12 protein-coding genes are annotated in these 17,677 nt (G+C 61.2%); 4 read left to right on the top strand and 8 right to left on the bottom strand.

The features are described 5' to 3' along the window. Positions 1-45: 45 nt before the first annotated feature. A complete protein-coding gene (locus JNK74_07220) occupies positions 46-1,686 on the bottom strand; it encodes a DUF4339 domain-containing protein (protein ID MBL7645968.1) in 1,641 nt (546 codons plus the stop codon). Between the two features lie 299 nt (positions 1,687-1,985). Here JNK74_07220 and JNK74_07215 point away from each other — a divergent pair, with 299 nt between their 5' ends. Continuing rightward, complete coding sequence (locus JNK74_07215) at positions 1,986-3,650, top strand: putative transporter (protein ID MBL7645967.1); 1,665 nt, start codon at positions 1,986-1,988, stop codon at positions 3,648-3,650. A 104-nt stretch (positions 3,651-3,754) separates the two neighbouring features. Here the strand turns inward: JNK74_07215 and JNK74_07210 are convergent, their stop codons facing one another. The 7 genes from JNK74_07210 to larA all read right to left on the bottom strand — a co-directional run bounded on the left by JNK74_07210 (position 3,755) and on the right by larA (position 10,124). Next, a complete protein-coding gene (locus JNK74_07210) occupies positions 3,755-4,855 on the bottom strand; it encodes an alkene reductase (GenBank protein MBL7645966.1) in 1,101 nt (366 codons plus the stop codon). 208 nt (positions 4,856-5,063) lie between these two features. Then, positions 5,064-5,798: a 3-oxoacyl-[acyl-carrier-protein] reductase gene (gene fabG / locus JNK74_07205; protein ID MBL7645965.1), complete on the bottom strand. Its 735-nt coding sequence runs from the start codon at positions 5,796-5,798 to the stop codon at positions 5,064-5,066. Between the two features lie 155 nt (positions 5,799-5,953). Further along, entirely contained in the window at positions 5,954-6,889 is a 936-nt protein-coding gene (fabD, locus tag JNK74_07200) for an ACP S-malonyltransferase (GenBank protein ID MBL7645964.1), read from the bottom strand. 26 nt (positions 6,890-6,915) lie between these two features. Further along, positions 6,916-7,929, bottom strand: coding sequence for a phosphate acyltransferase PlsX (gene plsX, locus JNK74_07195; GenBank protein ID MBL7645963.1), 1,014 nt, complete (start codon positions 7,927-7,929; stop codon positions 6,916-6,918). A 30-nt stretch (positions 7,930-7,959) separates the two neighbouring features. Beyond that, a complete protein-coding gene (gene rpmF, locus JNK74_07190) occupies positions 7,960-8,142 on the bottom strand; it encodes a 50S ribosomal protein L32 (protein MBL7645962.1) in 183 nt (60 codons plus the stop codon). Positions 8,143-8,163: 21 nt separating this feature from the next. After that, positions 8,164-8,739 (bottom strand): DUF177 domain-containing protein, encoded by a 576-nt coding sequence (locus tag JNK74_07185; GenBank protein ID MBL7645961.1) that lies wholly within the window; start codon positions 8,737-8,739, stop codon positions 8,164-8,166. A gap of 101 nt (positions 8,740-8,840) precedes the next feature. Then, positions 8,841-10,124 carry a nickel-dependent lactate racemase gene (larA, locus tag JNK74_07180; GenBank protein MBL7645960.1) on the bottom strand — a complete coding sequence of 428 codons (1,284 nt, stop codon included), beginning with the start codon at positions 10,122-10,124 and terminating at the stop codon, positions 8,841-8,843. Positions 10,125-10,497: 373 nt separating this feature from the next. Between larA and JNK74_07175 the strand changes: the two genes are divergently transcribed. The 3 genes from JNK74_07175 to JNK74_07165 form a co-directional block, all read left to right on the top strand. After that, the gene (locus tag JNK74_07175) at positions 10,498-10,929 is read left to right on the top strand and encodes a prepilin-type N-terminal cleavage/methylation domain-containing protein (protein ID MBL7645959.1); all 432 of its coding nucleotides are present in this window, start codon (positions 10,498-10,500) and stop codon (positions 10,927-10,929) included. 156 nt (positions 10,930-11,085) lie between these two features. After that, positions 11,086-13,371 (top strand): regulator, encoded by a 2,286-nt coding sequence (locus tag JNK74_07170; protein ID MBL7645958.1) that lies wholly within the window; start codon positions 11,086-11,088, stop codon positions 13,369-13,371. Positions 13,372-13,555: 184 nt separating this feature from the next. Further along, positions 13,556-17,677, top strand: a 4,122-nt coding sequence (locus JNK74_07165) for a S8 family serine peptidase (GenBank protein ID MBL7645957.1), incomplete at its 3' end; no start/stop codon positions are given.

The raw sequence follows: 17,677 nt of genomic DNA, 5'->3' as shown, positions 1-17,677 counted from the left end.
GAGCTTTTCTGGTGAATTGCTGGGTGGTGAGCAATCCCAAGTTGACTACTCCGATGGCGAAGTTCCCGGAAAGGGTCCCTGACTCCACGACCAGACGGGCCAACGGGTATTGGCGGTCTTCATGGTTGTAGGTCCATTCACGAGGCCCGCACCGAGGACGATAATCACGAAGCCCACCAGGGCCACGGTGCTCCAGAGCTTCCAGGGCACCGTGTCGCTTTCCTCATCTGAATCACACTCGTCCGTGTGGCCCTCCTGGTACTCGCGCCAGGCAACGTAGGCGACCATCGCGAGAAAAAGCAGCCAGAATACGCTGTGCATATTGATATAGTTTTGTTTGGCGGGTGTGAAGAAGTAAAGCGCGCGGAAGTTTTGAAAGAGCAGCATTACAAAGGAAAGCCACAGAACCGGAAGAGCCCCCCAGCGCTCTTTCCCGGTCGCCTGGCCATAGAGCCACAGGGCCGCGCCGACAAAGCCGAGCAACACGACGAACTGAAGCGACAGGCCGATGCCGCTGGCTGTCCAGGAGGAACCGTACTCCGCGAGTTTCGTCCCCCAGCCCGCCCGATCCTGATCCTCAACGCGCGTCAAGAGATGGAAAAGGGGGATAAGGCCGAGAACGAAGACGGCGGCGATCCCATCCCATAGGGTAAGCGGTTTATCCGTCGCACGATCACGAAAGCACATACCGAGCATGCCGTAGGCGAATACGAACCCGCCGATGAGTCCACAACTCACCTCCATCGTGTTCCAGTGATTGATCTCGAAGCTGCCCTCCAGATTGTGGAAGACATTGCCGACGAGCCTCCCCCCCGCCATGCCGAGGCCGAAGCCCACAAAGCCGAGCATCGACGCTCGGGTGGCCACCGGCAGCTTGCGAAATAGGAACCACCCGAAGAGGCCGAGGGCGCCGCCGAGGTGGGCCAGCGCGCTGTTGGAGCGGGGCGGGTTGATGTCAAAGCCGATGGCTTCGTAGACCAGCCAGTACATAAGGAATGAACTGGCTATCATGACGCCGAGCCCCCCGACCCAGTCGACCCACTTCGCGCGGTCACGCTCCAACGCCATGCCTACCAGCGCGCCGCCATAGAAACCCCAGGAGCCGCCCTGAAGGAAGAGCGCCAGGAGCCCGTAGGCGTAATTTCTGAACGTGTCCGCCTGGGCGTAGCCATGGAGAATACCGTAGCTCATGTTCCCGCCGTAGCCAATGCCGAGTGCACAGGCGGCGGCCAGGACTGGCATGGAGCGCAACAGAGACTCCTGGCCGGAGACATAGGCCAGCGCGAGCAGCAGAATGGCGCCGGGATACATGGCCCCGAGGAGGTGCCCGAAGTCCCCGCGGATGCCCCAGGCCAGGCCAACGGCGAGCGCGACAAAAAGGGCACGGGCTATCCGGTCTTTCGGCTCCATTGGGTAACTCGGAGCGGCTTTGGGGCCGGCGGACGGACGGGGCGGATCGAGGCCAAGGTCCACAGTATCGATACCAAGCGCGGTCAGCGTCTCGGATGCCGCAGGGGGAGCGAAGTGATGACGAATTTTTCCGAAAGGCGTCCAGCCCGGCAGGTTCCGGGTCCATATCGCATCCGAATCCCCCAATTCGCCCCGCGCCGCCAATCCCCGAAGTTCGGCGGCCGTAACGGGCCCGAGGCGGACCCCATCGCGAAGGAAAAACCACTGGTCAGACATACTGCGTACTTCCTGTCTGTTCGTACTGTGGGATGCCGCGCGACACCCGCCGTCGCGGCAAGGGCTTTACCATAGTGCACGGAGGTGCGGCGGGGCAAGATTCGCCTTCGGCGGGAGGAAATCAAGACGCGACAGCGCCTGTATATTCAATAATCGTCAAGTCGTATACACCTTATCTATATATAGAAATTCCCAAAAAGAGGCGGGCGATTTGGCGGCTGTGATACCATTTCGCCGTGGCCGCATGAAGTCGCGGCCCGTCACAGTTGCATCGACCCGTGAAAGGCTTTCGCACCGCTATGATTTGGATACAGGAATTATTCAAAGGGGAGTCCATTGCCGGAACGGTCGTCATACTCGCCCTCGTCGCCGTCAGCGGCTTGGTACTCGGCAGTTTCAAATTGCGCGGCGTGGGCCTGGGAATCGCCGGTGTCTTGTTTACCGGCTTGATTTTCGGTCACTTCAAGTTCTCGGTAAACCATGAAATGATGGAGTTCGCCCGGGAATTCGGGCTGATTCTGTTTGTCTATTCCATCGGCATGCAGGTCGGTCCCGGTATCGTTGACTCTCTCCGCCGCGAAGGGCTGCCGATGAACCTGCTGGCCGCGGGCATTGTTGTCCTCGGCGCCGTCACCGCCATGGTCCTCGGGCGGGTTTTCGGTATCGAGCCGGCGGTCATCGTGGGTCTGCTCTGCGGCGCGACGACCAACACGCCCAGCCTCGGCGCGGCCCAGGCGGCCATCTCCGATGCGGGCGGCTCGGCGGAGATCTTTGCACTACCCGGTCTGGGCTATGCCGTTGCCTACCCATTTGGTATCGTGGGCATATTGCTCACCATGCTCTTTATTCGCTTCATCTTCCGGATCAACGTTTCGAAGGAGTCACAGGCACTCTCCCAGGCCCGGGCCGACCAGATCGAGTCGCTGAGCCGCTCCAACTATGTGGTGGAGAATCCCAGCCTTGAGGGCATGGCGCTCGGCGAGATCTCCCTCTTCGAGGAGTCGGGCGTAATCATTTCCCGCGTGCAACACGAGGGCGTTCAAGCGATTGCCACGCCGGAGACCGTGCTCCACGCGGGGGACGTGGTACTGGCGGTTGGTCCGCCGAAAAAGCTGCACGCCCTCAAGCTGATGATCGGCAAGGTCGCGGATACGGACCTTTCCAGCGCGCCCAGCACCCTCGAATCCAAGCGGCTAATCGTGACGCAGAAGAACGTGGTGGGCAAGGCCCTCCGCGACCTGGCCCTTCCCACGCGGTACAACGTCCGCGTCACCCGCCTTCTCCGCGCGGGCGTGGAAATGCCCGTCGTCCCTTCGCTTCGCCTTCAGTATGGCGACACGATCGTGGCCGTGGGCGATGCGGAGCAGTTGCAGCAGGCGGCGCGCCTCCTGGGCAATTCACGAAACGCCCTCAACCACCCCGAGATGCTCCCGGTCTTCATCGGCATCGCACTGGGCGTACTGGTGGGCAGCATCCCCTTTGACGTGCCCGGCGTTCCCGCGCCGGTGAAGCTTGGCCTTGCGGGCGGTCCGCTCCTGGTGGCCATCGTCCTCAGCCGGCTGGGCAACGTCGGCAATGTAGTCTGGTATCTGCCCAACAGCGCCAGCCTCATCATCCGTGAACTGGGTATCGTGCTTTTCCTGTCCTGCGTGGGCCTGAAAGCGGGCAATCATCTCATGGAAACCTTGCTGCACGGCGAAGGCATGACCTGGATGTTCATAGGCGCGATGATCACCGTGATTCCCCTGGCCATTGTCGGCATCATTGCCCGACTTGTGGTTAAACTGAACTTCCTTTCCATCTGCGGCCTTTTGGCGGGCAGCATGACGGATCCGCCCGCCCTGGCCTTCGCCGGCAATTTCGCGGGCTCCGAAGGGCCCACGGTCGCCTACGCGACGGTCTATCCGCTTACAATGATCCTGCGCGTGATCATCGCGCAGATCCTGATCCTGATGTTTTTGTAGTGGAATTATGACCCTTTTGCCAAACAAGAGCTCGGACGCTCCCGTCTGTATATTTCGTTCGACTCCGTCGCACGATACGCGGGCAGGAAAGCCCGCGCTCCCGCTCATGCCGCGCTGTAAGCCGGAAAGTCGGTGTAGCCTTCCGCGCCGGGACCGGACCATACCGTCGGGTCGGCGGGCGGGCTGAGGGGCCAGCCGTTCGAAAATCGGGCCACGAGGTCGGGATTGGTGATCCAGGGGCGTCCGTAGGCCACGAGATCCGCATGCCCTTCGCAAATCGCCTTATCGCCGTCTTCCTGAGTGTAACCGCAGTTGGCCATGAGCGTACCGTGAAATACCTCGCGAAATTCCGCCAGGGTCATGGGTGTGCCCTGCTCGTGAAAGCCGAAGGCGAGGCCATCCATCACGTGCAGATAGGCAAGGCCGTGACGGTCCAATTGCGTCGCGGCGTACAGGAAGGTCTCGCGGTAGTCCGGTGAGCCCATGTCATTAAAGATTCCGTTGGGCGACAGCCGGACACCGACCCGGTTCGCGGGAAAGACGGTCAATACGGCCTCGGTCACTTCTTTCAGAAAGCGATATCGTTTTTCGATGGTCCCGCCATACTCGTCGGTGCGGTGGTTGGTCTTCGATTGGAGAAACTGGTCGATGAGGTAACCGTTCGCGCCGTGGATTTCCACACCGTCGAAACCCGCCGCTCTGGCGCGCTCCGCCGCGCGGCGGTACTCCTCCACCACGCCGGGTATCTCGCTGAGTTCCAGCGCACGGGGCGTTTCATAGGGCAGCTTGCCCAGGGGCGTGTGAATGTAGTCCCCATTGATCATGATGGCCGAAGGAGCCACGGCGGGCGCGCCATCGTGGAAGCTGCTGTGGGAAGCGCGGCCCATGTGCCAGAGCTGGAGGAAGACCTTGCTCCCCGCGTTGTGGATCGCCTCCACCACAGGAACCCAGCCCGCCTGCTGCTCGTCGGTGTAGATCCCCGGCGAGTCCACCCAGCCATTTGCCTGGGGCGAGATCGTGGTAGCCTCGGTGATGATGAGGCCAGCGCTGGAGCGCTGCGCGTAGTACTCGGCCATCAAAGCATTGGGGACACGCGATTTACCAGCACGGGCACGGGTCATGGGCGCCATCACAACGCGATTGCTAAGGGGGAGTCCCGCAAGGTCGTAGGGGGAAAGCAGGTTGTGGTCGGAATGGGTGGTCATGGGCGGCTCCTTATTGGTTGTTAAGAACAACTATTTAGACGTAATGTACACCGGAGCGGCGGATTTGTCAAGGTGTGAGTACCCGGGACCAGGGACCCAAGGGACGGAAAGGACCTAAATGACGAAGGGACGCGACCCAACTCTTCGCCCGAGTCGGATCGCGTCCCTTAAGTCTTTCGAGGCCTTTAGGTCCTTTGACCGCGAGACCCTACATCCCAATCCCGCCATCGACGCTCAACGTCGCGCCGGTGATGTAGCCCGCCTGGGGGGAAGCCAGGAAGGCGACGGCGTGGGCGATGTCTTCCGGCTGGCCGACGCGCTTCATGGGGATGTGATCCACGATGGCGGCGGTGGCTTTTTCGCCGAGCTCGGCGGTCATGTCGGTGGCGATGTAGCCGGGGGCGATCACATTCACCGTGATGTTGCGACTGGCGACTTCCTGGGCGTAGGCCTTGGTAAAGCCGATGATGCCCGCCTTGGCGGCGGCGTAGTTGGACTGGCCGGCCTGGCCGCGGAGACCGACGACGGAGCCGACGTTGATGATGCGGCCATAGCGCGCCTTGAGCATGGTCTTGGCGGCGGCGCGACAGGTGTAGAAGGCACCGGTGAGATTGGTCTGGATGACTTCGGCCCACTGCTCGTCCTTCATGCGCATGAGCAGGCCGTCACGGGTAATGCCGGCGTTGTTTACCAGCACTTGGATGGTGCCAAGATCCTCCGTGACCTGCTCGATCAGAGCGTCCACGGAAGCGGGAGAACTGATGTCGCAGCCATAACCCTTGACGTTGTCCCCAATCTCGGCGGCCGCCTTTTCGGCGGCTTCCTTGCCGCGGCCGCAGATGGCGACCTTGGCGCCCAGGCTGGCGAAGAGTTCGGCGCAGGCGCGGCCAATACCCCGCGTGCCGCCGGTGATAAGTACTACCGCGTTGTTAAAATCGCTCATGGATTATGATTCCTTCTTCAATACCCCGCTCGGGGTTGCCATGGGTGCTTTCGTGAAAATTTTCTTACGTACCGCAAAAGAACGCAGAGAGCGCAAAGAGTTGGATTCTCTTTGTGCTCTCTGCGTTCTGTCACGAACCGGAGACTTCGTTCAAACTACAATTCGAGGTGGGGGTGGCGGTGATGATGGTGATGATGTCCCGCGTCCACCAGTTCAGTGAGGTCGGTCAGCATGCCTGCGGCGTGCACGGTGGGTGCCCCTTCCATCCGCTTGGCCAACCCCTTCAACACATTGCCCGGCCCTACTTCCAGCGCGGACTGGTGGCCAATCCGGGCCATGACATCCGTCCAGCGCACGGGAGAGTAGAGCTGTTCCGCGAGGAGCGCGCGAATGGTGTTCGGCGATTCGACGGGGCCGCCCGTAACGGAGGAAATGAACGGTATGCTGGGTGCATGGAACGTCACGCCCGCAAGCACCGAGGCAAATTCTTCGGCTGCGGGACGCATGTACTGAGAATGGAAGGGTCCGGAGACCGCGAGGGGCATGACACGCTTGGCGCCCGCGTCCTTCAGGATACCCTCGGCGGCGGCGAGGCCGTCCTTTGTGCCACTGATGATGGTCTGGGATGGACCGTTGTAGTTGGCCACCTGCACGGACTTGGGCAGGCTCGCGGTGATGAGGTCGGCGTCGAGTCCCATGACGGCGGCCATACCGCCTTCGGGAACGTTCTCGCTCATGAGACGGGCCCGGACCATCGTGAATCGGAAAGCGTCCTCGAAGGACACCACACCGGCTACGACGAGTGCGGGAATCTCGCCCAGTGAATGACCGGCGCAGCCGGAAGGGTGGATCCCGGACTCCGCCAAGTGACGGGCGATGGCCACTTCCACCGCCAGGAGTCCAGGCTGGGCGATCCGGGTCTGGTTCAACTCATCTTGCGTTCCGCTGAAGAGTATATGGAGGAGGTCTTCTTCTCCGAAGAGGGCATTCGCCTCATCGAGGACGGCCTTGGCGGTGTGGGAGCCTTCATAGAAGTCCTGAGCCATGGCTGGCTTCTGGCTTCCCTGCCCTGGAAAAAGAAAGAAACTCATGGACGGCTCTCCCCGACGTGTGCGCTTCAGCTTACCTTGCGGTCGACGCTGCGCAGCTCTTCGATATTTTCGGCGATATGCTGGTTCAATCCATTCTTGAAGGCGACCTGGGCGCCTTTGATGGCATTGGCGACACCGGTTCCGTTGGACGACCCATGGATGATGATGACGATCCCGTTCACGCCGAGCAAGGGCGCCCCCGGTGATTCGTTCGGATCGACCTTGGCTTTGATCGCTTTGAGCGAGCGCATGGCAAAAAGGGCGGCGAGCTTGTTGAAGAAGGAACGTTCGAATTCCTCCCGCAGCAATCCACCAGTAAGGCGCGCCACGGCCTCGGCGGTTTTCAGCAGCAGGTTTCCATGGAAACCATCACAAACAATCACATCGGCCTCGCCCGCAAACATGGCTTTGGGCTCTACATTCCCCACAAAATTCACATGGGGCGCTACGCGGAGTTTGCAGTGCACTTCCTTGGCAACGGAACCGCCCTTGGCGTCTTCCTCACCAATATTCAGGAGGCCGACACGGGGCCTCTGCACCCCCAGGGCATACTGGGAGTAGGCGATGCCCATCTCGGCGAATTCGCATAGATGGCGGGCCGTACAATCCACGTTGGCGCCGATGTCCAGCAGCAGCACGCGGCCCTTCGTGGTGGGGAAGGTGCCGCAAATGGCCGAACGGGCCACGCCGCGCATGGGACCGAGCACCGTGCGCGCGCCCACGTGGACCGCACCGGTATTGCCCGCGCTGACGATGGCATCCGCCTCGCCATTCTTGACCAGGCGCATGCCGACCAGAAGGGACGAGTCCTTCTTCTGGCGGATGGCCGTGCCGGGCGTCTCGTGCATCGATATAGCTTCCGCCGCATGGACGATCTTGATGTCGCCACGCTTCGGATAGGCCGCCAGTTTCGGCTTCAGAATTGCTTCATCGCCGACGAGAATGATCTGGACATCGCTGTCGAGGCTGGCGGAAACCGCACCTTCGATCTCGACATCGGGCGCATTGTCCGCGCCCATGGCATCCACAACGATTCGCATCCGGCTATCTCCAGGCAATCGTGAAATCGGTTAGTCCTGATCTACGTTGACGATAAGGCGTTCTTTGTAGTGTCCGCACTTGGGGCACACCCGGTGCGAAGGGATGCGCTCGCCGCAGCTCGGGCAGGCAATAAGCTGGCGGGGCGTGAGGGCGTGGTGCGAGCGGCGCATGCCTTTTTTGGCTTTACCGGTTTTTCTCTTAGGTACTGGCACTGTCTAAACTCCTTTACCTGCCTACTTGGGGAGATCGGGGAACAGATCTTTCAGTCCCGCGAATCCGCTGTTTTGCACAGGCGTTTCTTCGATAACTTCTTCCGGGCACGTGCAGGGCGCCGAATTCCGGTTGCCCCCGCACACTGGGCACAAACCGCGACAATCCTCGCGGCAAACAAACTTCACAGGCAAAGCCAGCGCTACTTCCGTCCACACCGGCCACGCCAGACTGAGGGACGTACCCTGGTAGGCATACAATCCGTAGGCTTCATCCTCCACCTCATCCACCACCTCGTCATCGTCGTCATCCCGCCTGCGGTTCTCGGCGGGACCCTCTTCAAAGGTCCACACCACCGGCAGCGACACGGGGACTTCCGCAGGCTCAAGGCAACGCGCACAGGGCTGGGAAAAGACGCCTTCCACCGTACCTTGAAAGAGATACTGCCCTATCATGGGCGTCAAAGTCCCGCGAACGGTGACCTCGCCCATGGGGAGGGCTTCCACACCTTCGGGCCGCAGACTGTTCACGTCCAACGTGACGTCGAGGCGAAAACCGCGTTCCGTGACGAAAATTAACTGGATTTCAAGACTCGACACGACGCAACTACCTTCCCTAAGGCGCAGAAACGACGAAGTCTACCAAACAAGCGCCTGTCCAGTCAAACACTTACGCCGCCTTCCGATGCCGAGCGGGTTGCTCAGCGGGGCTGGAACATGGGCACGGTGACCGATGCGGAGGGCATGACCAGACCGGTGGGGCGCTCGATCCCAAACCTGACGAAGTCCCGGCGTAGCATTTCGAGCCCATCCGCCAGACGCTCCACCCGCCTCCCCCCCATGGCCGTGACGAGCTCCGGCGCCATCCGCGTCAGGAAGACGGTTCTGCGCGCCTTTTCCAGGGTTGAAAGGGCCGTCTGACCGTTGATTTCGGCATTACGGCGGAGCGCGGTGATGATCGCTTCCCGACTTCCCAGGGCGAGCCACTCGGCGAATTTATTTCCCCCGTAGCCCTCTTCCGCCGGGGTGGCCAGGAGGATCAGGCCGCCGGGCTTGGCCGCCTGGCAGGCGTTGTAGAGCGACTTGTGGCTCTGGATGAAATTCTTCGCCGATCCCGCCGAGGCAATGACGAGATCCGCCTGCTCCCGAATGGGGACGGCATAGAGCGATGCGGAGAAGTCGCAGGCCGCCGCATGGGCCGCCACGAGGTCTCCCAGGAAGATCCGCGCAATCTTGCCCTTTCGATCCAGAACCGTATTGATGAGAAAAGCGTCCGGTCCAAGCAGCGCGCCTTCGAGCATGTCCTCCGCCACCGGATTGCCGGCCATGCGGCCGATAGCCACGGCCGGATTCAGCGCGTCCTCCAGCGGATCCAGATTCAGCGCGTGATTCGCCGCGATGGTTTCCAGGCCCGCGAGCCCCGGCACGATGGACTTGCGGCCACCGCCGAAGCCGCCAAAGTAGTGGAGCACCACGGTGCCGGTGACTATCAACGTGTCGGCCTTCGCGGCAATTTTGTTCAGGGATACCGGCGTCCCCCGGGAGGTCGTGCCCAGATACACCAGATTCTCCCGATCCACGGGATCGTGGGCGTGGATGCGCCCGGCGAAGCGATGGTGAATCTCCCGCCCGAGGATCGTGTCAAGCTCGCCACCCGTCGGCCCCCGATGGGAACCGGTTGCGACGAGAAACGTAATGTGCTCGTCCCCCACGCCGCGCTCCCCAAGCCAGATCAGAAGGGTCGGAAGTATTTGGTCGACGCAGGTCTTGCGAAAGCTATCGGACACCACGATAACAACGGAGCCGCCAACGCGCAGCCGCTCGTGAAGTGGCGGACCGCCCAGGGGATGGGCGAGCCCGTCCAGCACTGCGGCGGGAACATCATCCAGGTTGATGGCGTCGGCCACATCCAACGTACCCAGCGGGCGAATCCAGTCGGCCTCGGCCGCCATCGTGATGTCACCGTAGGGGATTTCGATTTTCACAAAGTTTCCAAGGCGGGGCGTTGAGTCCCAGTTTTAACGGTGGGCGAGTGGCTGCTCGGGATCATCCCATGGGACCGCGCCGGGGTTCAACCCAAGGTATCGACGGCAAACGGACGATTCTTGACAAATTTTGTCACATGGAGCAAAAAAATGTGGCCCATATACCCCGTTACGGGTTTTCCCCGCGCGTCCACACGAGGTGCAACATGTTTATCATGAGCAGCTTACAATCTCAATGGCCTGAAACTGCCAACTTGGCATCGCCATTGCTTTATGAAGGACAACAGTTGAAAACAACGTGGAGAAGGACCCGAGAAGGTTCTAACCACAAGAGAATGTAAGAGCCAACGTTACACAACAGGAGGAAATGCCCATGAAAAACTCGAACAAAGGTTTCACGCTGATTGAATTGATGATCGTGGTCGCCATTATCGCCATCATTGCCGCTATCGCTATTCCAAACCTGCTCCGCTCGCGCATGCAGTCCAACGAATCGAGCGCCATCGGCAACCTGCGCACCATCGTGGGCGCTGAAGTGGCCTACCATGCCGCGAACTATGAGTATACGGCAGACTTCGCGGATCTCACCGGCGCTACCCCCTCGTTCCTGGACGGTAACTGGGCCGGCACGAAGAGCGGATATAACTACGTGCTCGGCGGCGACGCCAATAACTTTACGGCCAACGCAAACGCGGCCGTGTATGGCACGACGGGCGGCAAGGGCTTCTTCACGGACTCCAGCGGCGTGATTCGCTACGCCGACGGTGCCGACGCCGACGCCTCCAGCGAACCGATTGGTGAGTAATCCCTCCTGAATAACTGAAGTTGAGACGCGCCGGGCCCTCGGGCCCGGCGCCCTTTTTTTGTCTGCGCTTCTGCTCCCGCCTTCGAAATCCGGTACCGCCCTGTGCTACTGTTCCCGCGCTGTCAATGTCGTCGGGGACAACCGGAGTTTAAGCGCATGTTTAACTGTTTTCGTTCTTTGGCCGCGGGTTGGGCCCTCGTAGGCTTCTCTTTGGCGGGCGGGGTTTTACTACCCCAGGCTTCGGCCGTTGAACCCATGAAAGACACGCCCTTCGTCCAGGAATATCACGAAGCCTTCCCCATCGTCGCCGACGGACCCGAGAACGATGTGCGGGCCGTTGCCGTGAGCCCCGAAGGAACGGTCTTCGCCGCCACCCCCAAGGGGACCTATCGCCTGGATGGGCGGAACTGGGTGAAACAGGCGGGTGCCGCCGCGGGGGAAACCTTCGATCTGCTTACGGCCGACGGGGCCGTCTGGATTGCCGCCTGGGATGGCGTTTACCGCATTGCCGAGGGCAGCGCCACCAAAGTCGGCGATCTCAGCCACCCGATCAGCGTGATTTCAGATTCCCCTTCGGGCCTTACGGCCATGGGGCCGGACGGGGCCTGGACTTATGACGGCAGCGCTTGGACGCCCTTGAGCACCGACTGGTCGCTCAACCTGCGCGACCTGACCACCGCCCCCGATGGTTCCCTTTGGATCGCAACCTGGCTCGGCCTCTACCACAATGGACCGACGGGCGTACGACGCTATTTCGAGCCCTGGGAGATTACCTCCGGCGCGGTGAACGGTATCGCGTTTGCCCCCAACGGCCAGCTCTGGGTCGGGTGCTGGGGCGGCATCACGGTGCTGGAAAATGGCGCCTGCGTCCGCAAGATCACTACGGCGGATGGACTGCCCTGGTGGGACGTGCGCTCCATGGCCTTTGCGCCCGACGGCACCCTCTGGGCCGGGACGGCGGAGGGTGTGGCGCGCTACAGCGAGCGACCGGACTGGGTGGCGCAGAACAACGGCAGCCCCTGGTCCCTTCGCCACAGCAAGCGCTGGCTGCTGGACGACGAAGTGCGGGATATCGACTTTGACGCCGAAGGCACCGCCTGGATCGCCACGGCGAAGGGCGTCAGCGCAATCAAGCGGCGCATGATGACGCTGGCGGAGAAGGCCGACTACTATCAGGCGATTTTGGAAGAGCGTCACGTGCGCCCGCCGGGCTTTGTTGAAAAGTGCAAATTCAAACGGCCGAATGACCTGACGGAATGGGACGGTGTGGACGACGACAACGACGGCGAGTACACCTCCCTGTACACGACCATGGAATCGATTCGCTATGCCGTAACCGGCAGCGAGGAAGCCCGCGCCAATGCCACACGCGGGTTTGAGGCCCTTTCCTATCTGCATGAGGTGACGGGCGGGAAAGGCTTCTTCGCCCGCACGGTGGTGCCATCGACATGGACGGAAGTCCACGACAAGAATCAGGCGTTTACGCCGGAAGAAGTGGCGGCGCAACGCGTGCGCGATCCCCGCTGGCGCTATGTGGAGCGTCGCTGGAGGCCCTCCGCCGACGGCAAGTGGCTTTGGAAAGGGGATACCAGCTCGGACGAAGTGAACGGCCACTACATGGGCTTTTATTATTACCACAAACTGGTCGCGGATGACGCGCAGAAAGCGAAGGCGGCGAAGCGCATCACGACACTGACCGACTATATCATCGCGAATGACTACACGCTGGTGGACCCCGAAACGGGCGTTTACACCCGCTGGGGCATGTGGAACGAAGACCGGCTCCGGAACAACGATGACTGGTGGGTGGAAAGCTTCATCAACCGCTTTGAAGTGCTTGCGTATTTGCGCATCGCGTACTACATGTCGGGCGACAAGAAGTACCTCAATGAGCATGACCGCTTCATCAAGGAGCACGGGTACAAGGAATTCCTGCGCCGCCCGAAAGCCCACCGGATCTCGGAGCAGAGTCGGATCGATGACAGCATGATCTATGAACTGGGGCCGGTGCTTTATGAACTCGAAACCGACCCCGAGCTGAAGACGCTGTTGCTCGAAGGGCTCACGTGGGTTTACAGCACGGTGGCGGATGACCAGAGCCCCCTGTTCAATTTTTCCATGGCCCAGGTTGGCGGGGCCGACACGCGACTGGATGAGAGCGTCGCCTTTCTGCGCGATCAGCCGCTGGACCTGCGCCAGTGGATCGTGGACAACAGCGTGCGCGAGGATATCGACCTGGTGCGCAAACCCATGCAGGACAGCCTCCAGACCAGCCGTATGCTCCCGCCGAGCGAACGGGGCGTGATGCGCTGGGACAAGAATCCCTGGGAGTATATTTCCGGCGACTTCCCCCATGAAGAGGGTTTGATGGAGAGCAGCGGCGTGTTCTGGCTGCTTCCCTACTGGCTTGGCCGTTATGTGGGACATATCGAAGCCCCCTGATCCAGAGACGCCGTCCGATTTCGGCCCTCCGCGCGATTACCGCGGGGGGCCGCCTTCTTTCTGGAGGACAACGGACAGCATATCACGATTGCGCTATTGCCCCCTTTGGGCTATGCTATGAAGCGGCAGGGCGAGACTGGTGCAGTGCCTACCGCCCGTTGCAAATCCAATCGGGGAAGTTTCGATGTTCGCTTTTCGTCGCATTCGTTTGCCGTTGTTCTTGCTGGCCGCGCTGTCAATGACACCGGGCTCGGGCGTAGCCCAGCCCCTCCCTCCCGGCCTGCCAAAAATATCGGGCGAAATTCTCGCGCGACAGATGGAAAAGGAATTGGCACGCACGCTCTCCGGTCCGGCCCAGGCGAGGGCCTTGGAGTCGGTGGGGCCACCCGCCGTCGGCTTTGACGCGGAAGTGTGCGCGCTCTACGTGACGCGCCCCCTTTCAACCGTCGAAATCAATGACCTTGCGACCCGGGGTATCGATGTGCACGAGGTCTACGTTCCGCCGGTGCCCGGTCGCCACCCCCATGGCTTCTACCTCGCCACGGTAGCCTACGCCAGTCTGCAAGTGGTCGAGGCGGATTTGCGCATCGTACGCCTCGAAACAGCCGAACTTCGATCCGAACCGCTCAATGATGAGGCGGCGAACTTCACCGGTGTGGATGACGTGCATTCGGGCACAGGTGTCACCGCGCGCACCGGTGCGGGCGTCAAAATCGCCGTGGCCGACTCGGGCGTGGACCTCACCCATGGCGACATTCCCACGCCTGTGGAGGCCTTTGACCTGACCGATGGCGACGGCTTGGCCAACTGGGGCACAGATGTGTCGAATACCGTTTCCGACCACGGCACCCATGTGTCTGGATCCATCGTGGGCAGCGGCGCGCTGTCTGGGGGCAAATATGCGGGTTCGGCGCCCGGTGCGGACTTTTACTTTTACAAGATTGGCAACGATGTGAGCGCCGACGCCACGGAGGCGGATGAAATCGAGGCGCTGGATCGGGCACTCACCGTTGGTTGTGACATTTTTTCCATGAGCTACGGCGGCTTCGGTGTTTTCCAGGACGGCTCCGACGCCATGAGCCAGGCGATCGACGCGGCCACGGCGGCGGGCATGACCTGCTTCATTTCCGCAGGCAATTCCCAGGATGACAAAGACCACGATTCCGTTACGGTGCCGGCCTCGACCACCTCGGGCACCTTTTCCTTCACTATCAACAATACCGCGAGCGGCAGCGCCTATACCGCGCAGGAGCATATTCGCATTATCTGGATCGATGGTACTACGGGCGATGGAAACATGACCCTGAATTGCACCAATCTGGGCGGTGGCGAGTCACTGACCCAGGCCTTTAACGGCTTCAGCATTCGGGGCACGGAAGGCAAGCGCTTCGTGCTCGTGCCCAATGTGGCCGGGGGCACCTCCAAGACCTACACCTTCTCAGTCACGAACAGCGCGGCTTCCGGTGGCGACGTTACGGCGCACCTCTACCGTACGTCGGGCAAGGGCGCCTTTGATAGCCCGGATACCGCCTCCACCATCACGATTCCCGCGCTGGCCGACACCGCCATCGCGGTTGGTGCGTGGACCCAGCGCAAGAGCTGGACCAACTATCAGAATTCCGGGTTCCAATTCTCCAACCTGACGGTGAACACCCTGGCCCCCTTCAGCAGTCTTGGACCCCGAATTGACGGCGCCATGAAACCCGACATTGCTTCGCCGGGGGCAGCGATGATATCCGCACGCGACTCGGTTGCGGGACTTGCCGCGGTGGACTCGCTCATCGTGGACAACGACGGCCTGAACCTCAACGGCAGCGGCCCTGCGAATTACTACGTCAAGACAGGCACCAGCATGGCCTGCCCTTTCGCCGCAGGGGTCGGAGCGCTCATCCTGGAGGCGAATCCAACTTTCACGCCGGCCGATGTCAAGAATGCGTTGTTTGCTACCGCAGCCAACAGCGCCTCGCCGGACAATAATGCCGGCTACGGCCTTATCAACGCGCTGGCCGCCGTTCAGTCTGATACGGAGGCACCCGAGGTTACGGAAATTTCACGACTAACCCCCTCTTCGGAACTGACCAATGCCACGCAGGTGACCTTTACCGTGACGTTCAGTGAGGACGTGACGGGCGTGGCCACTGGGAACTTCTCCCTGAGCACGACCGAGGACCAGAGCGGCGCAACTATCGACAGTGTGTCGGGATCAGGCCAAAGCTGGAGCGTGGCGGTGAACACGGCGGCCGGCGCGGGCACGCTGGGACTGAACTTGAGTCAGAATCTCAGCAGTGTGGAAGACGGGAGCGGCAACACGCTGACTGCCGGGCGCACGGGGGACGAGAGTTATACGATTGATCGGGTGGCGCCGACCGTGCAGAGCATAAACCGAGCAAACTCGGCGGACGCCCTGTCCAATGACGAAGAGGTGGACTTTACCATCGCCCTGAGCGAGCCGGTCACGGGCGTGAGCAGCGCGAATTTCACGGTCTCCGGCACGGATGACCAGGCGTCCGCGACGATAGATCGTGTGACCGGATCCGACGACACGTGGACGGTCACGGTCACCACGGTATCCGGCACGGGTGACCTCTCCGTTGCACTCGACCAAAGCCTCTCGGATATTGCCGACGTCGCGGGGAATACCCTCTCCACGGGACGAAGCGGAGACGAATCGTACACGGTGGACCGTCAGGCCCCCGAGGTAATTTCGATCACTCGACTCACACCGGCCGAGGCGCTGACCAACGCGGAACAAGTCACGTTCGCCGTGGGCTTCAGCGAATCGGTGACCGGTCTGGATACGGATAATTTCACCCCGAATGGCGCGGAGGAACAGGTGGGCACCACCGTAACGGCCGTAGGCGGTTCCGGCGATAGCTGGACGGTGACAATGAGCACGAGCATCGGGGTGGGAACGATTCAGGTCAATCTTGACACCCATCTCACCGACGTTGTCGATGTGGCGGGCAACAGTCTGCCAAACGGTCGCGCGGGAGACGAGAGTTACAGTGTGGACCGGCTGGCTCCCCGCTGCTCGTCTCTGCGCCGCAAGACGCCCTCCGACGAATTGACGAATGCAACGCAGGTATTGTTTACCGCCGAATTCGATGAGGCCGTCAGTGGTGTTGCCACGGGCAATTTTTCCCTCACCGGCTCAGACGATCAGAGCGGTGCGACCATCGAATCCGTAACCGGAAGCGGCACTTCTTGGGACATAGCGGTGACAACAGTCGCGGGAAATGGAGCCCTGGGCTTGTCGCTCGACCAGAGCCTGGGCTCTATTTCGGACGCCGCCGGGAACACCATGAGCGCTACCCATGCCGGTGACGAAAGCTACACCATCGACCGGGAGAACCCCGGTCTCTCCTCGATCACACCGGAAGACGCTGGGCCGACGAACTCGGACGCCCTCAACCTCAATGTGATCTTTGCTGAGGCCGTGACGAACTTCGATACGACTGATTTGGAAATAACGACCACGGATACCGCCGCGGTCACACAGATCGACCTCTCAGGCGCCGGATCGGAATACACCATCACCCTCTCCGGCGTATCGGGTGACGGCACCGTCAACATTGAGGTGCTCACCACAACGGATCTCGCCGACCTCGTCGGCAATGACCTCGACACGGGAGTAAGCCCGGCTCAGATTGTGATTGACAATACATCCCCGGAGATTACGACCGGCACAAACATAACCAATAACCCGACCCCTGCACTGTCCGGCACGGTGGACGATCCGCAGGCATCGGTGGCGATTAACGTGTCGGGTCAGGGGCCGCTTACGGCTCTGAACCACGGGGATGGAAGCTGGAGCCTCGACGCCGGAGCGCTTGCCGCAATTCCCGAGGGTACACACGACATTGCCGCATCCGCCGAGGACCCGGCTGGCAACACGGGCGTGGACACCTCCACCGACGAATTGACCATCGATTTAACCGCGCCCGTCATTACGCTGAATGGTGCGGCGGAGTTAAGTCTGACAGTCGGGGTCGACTCGTACTCAGAAGAGGGAGCAACAGCTTCGGATAATCTGGACGCAAGCGTCCCCGTAACCACGGACAACGCATCGGTGAACACCGCCGTTGTGGGAGATTACGAAGTGACCTATGACGCGTCGGACGATGCGGGCAACCCGGCAGTCCGAGTTGTTCGCCTGGTTCATGTAAATGCTCCCGCCGAAGGTGAAGGTGAAGGCGAAGGCGAGGGCGAGGGCGAGGGTGAAGGCGAAGGCGAAGGCGAAGGCGAGGGTGAAGGTGAAGGTGAAGGTGAAGGCGAAGGCGAGGGCGAGGGCGAGGGCGAAGGTGAA

The organism is Candidatus Hydrogenedentota bacterium (genome assembly GCA_016791475.1).
Classification (GTDB): domain Bacteria; phylum Hydrogenedentota; class Hydrogenedentia; order Hydrogenedentales; family JAEUWI01; genus JAEUWI01.
This window is presented reverse-complemented; position numbering and strand designations above follow the sequence as displayed.